The 2,263-nt window shown below is 64.5% G+C and carries 2 protein-coding genes and 1 pseudogene; all 3 read left to right on the top strand.

The features are described 5' to 3' along the window. The coding region (gene istA / locus FQ320_RS25090; protein ID WP_148475980.1) for an IS21 family transposase at positions 1–1,133 on the top strand (1,133 nt) is incomplete at its 5' end. After that, a complete protein-coding gene (istB, locus tag FQ320_RS25085) occupies positions 1,120–1,848 on the top strand; it encodes an IS21-like element helper ATPase IstB (protein WP_148475979.1) in 729 nt (242 codons plus the stop codon). The genes istA and istB, both read left to right, overlap by 14 nt. A gap of 177 nt (positions 1,849–2,025) precedes the next feature. Next, positions 2,026–2,263: pseudogene (locus tag FQ320_RS25080) on the top strand (ISNCY family transposase); the annotation flags it as partial.

Below are 2,263 nucleotides of genomic sequence, written 5' to 3'. Positions count from 1 at the left end.
TCAAGCCGGGCGAGGCCTACCAGTTCGACTGGAGCCATGAGGATGTGGAGATCGCCGGCAAGCCGATGCGGGTGAAGGTCGCGCACATGCGGCTGTGCGCATCGCGGGCGGTATACGTCCGGGCCTATCCGCGCGAGACTCAAGAGATGCTGTTTGACGCGCATGCGCGTGGCTTCGCCTTCTTCGGCGGGGTGCCGCAGCGTGGTATCTACGACAACATGAAGACGGCGGTGACGACGGTGTTCTGCGGCAAGGAGCGCGTGTTTAACCGCCGGTTTCTGGTGATGGCGGACCACTACATGGTCGAGCCGACCGCGTGTTCGCCGGCTGCGGGCTGGGAGAAGGGTCAGGTCGAGAACCAGGTCCAGACGATCCGCGGCCGTCTCTTCCAGCCCCGGCTGCGGTTCACCAGCCTGGAGGAGTTGAACGGCTGGCTTGAGGCCGAGTGCCTGCGGTGGGCGGCACTGCATCCACATCCCGAGCAGAAAGAGATGACGGTTGGCCAGGCGCTGGAGTTGGAGCGACCCGCTCTCCAACCGATGCTGGCGCCCTTCGACGGCTTTCACGAGACGCAGCACGCGGTGACCGGCACCTGTCTGATCAGCTTCGACCGCAACCGCTACTCGGTCGCGGCCAGGGCCGTCCGCTGTGCGGTGCAAGTCCGTGCCTATGCCGACCGGATCGTCGTGCGCATGGGCGACGAGATCATTGCCGAGCATCCTCGCTTCTTCGGGCGTGACCGAACGATCTACGATCCCTGGCATTACCTGCCGGTGCTGGTGACCAAACCTGGCGCGCTCAGGAACGGTGCGCCGTTCCAGAACTGGGAACTGCCGCCGGCGCTTGCCCAGCTGCGCCGCAAGCTCGGCAATTGTGACGAAGGCGACCGACGGTTCGTGCGCGTGTTGGCGACGGTGCTGAGCGACGGCCTGGAAGCGGTCGAGGCCGCAGTCCGCGAGGCGCTCGATGCCGGTGCCGCCAGCGACGAAGTGATCCTCAACATCTTGGCGCGGCGACGCGAGCCGCCCCGACCCGCATCGATCGTCACGCCCGAGGATATGGCGCTGATGCACCCTCCGGTCGCCGACTGCGCCCGCTACGACAGCTTGCGAGATACCCATGCAGCGGCATGAGATGATCGACGCCATGCGCGGGCTTGGTCTCAAGGGCATGGCCGGCGCGTTCGACGAGGCGGTCACCGCCGGCGTGCAGCGCCAGCGCACCATCACCGAGATCCTGGCCGATCTGCTGCGCGCCGAGACCGCGCATCGCCATGCCGCCTCGATCCGCTACCGGATGAGCGCAGCCAAGCTGCCGGTGGTGAAGGATATCGACGCGTTCGTGTTCGAGGGCACTCCGATCAACGAGGGGCTGGCACGCGCGCTGCACGCCGGGTCGTTCCTGCCCGGCAAGCGCAATATCGTGCTGGTCGGGGGCACGGGCACCGGCAAGACCCATCTGGCGATCGCGATTATCGCCAGCGTGGTGCGCGCCGGCGCTCGTGGTCGTTACTTCAACACCGTCGACCTGGTCACCCGCCTCGAGGAGGAGACCCGCATCGGCAAGGCCGGGTCGCTCGCTGCCCAGCTCGGCCGCCTCGATCTCATCGTGCTCGATGAGCTGGGATACCTGCCGTTCGCCCGCTCAGGCGGCCAGCTCTTGTTCCATCTGATCAGCAAACTCTACGAGCAGACCAGTGTCATCATCACCACCAACCTGGCGTTCGGGGAATGGCCGACCGTGTTCGGCGATCCCAAGATGACCACTGCGCTTCTCGACCGGGTCACCCATCACTGCGACATCGTCGAGACTGGTAATGACAGCTGGCGCTTCAAAAACCGAAGCTGATCTCCGCCATCAACCTCCGATTAAAAGCGACTTTGCGCAGCGCGCGCCTCCGGTCGGGCTTCGCCCTCCCTACGCCGCACGCTGCGCGAGCTGTCGCGTCAGATCACCGCTACCCAATCCTGCAAGGGGGTCCCTTTTGCGCGCCGATAGGGGGTCCCGTTTGCACGCCGATTGACAACCAGCACCTTGATGCAGTTGCGGTTTGTGCAATCAGAGAGCACGTTCAGCTACTTTGAAGCGCTCGATCTGTATCTCGCGGCACATGGTCGGCCAGTCGCGTTCTACAGCGACAAACACTCGGTATTCCGCGTTGCCAATCAGTCCGCAAAATCCGGGCATGGCATGACCCAGTTTGGGCGTGCGCTGAATGAGCTAAACATCGAGATTCTTTGCGCAAACAGCTCTCAGGCCAAAG

Source organism: Oceaniovalibus sp. ACAM 378 (assembly GCF_008085915.1).
Classification (GTDB): Bacteria; Pseudomonadota; Alphaproteobacteria; order Rhodobacterales; family Rhodobacteraceae; genus Oceaniglobus.
This window is presented reverse-complemented; position numbering and strand designations above follow the sequence as displayed.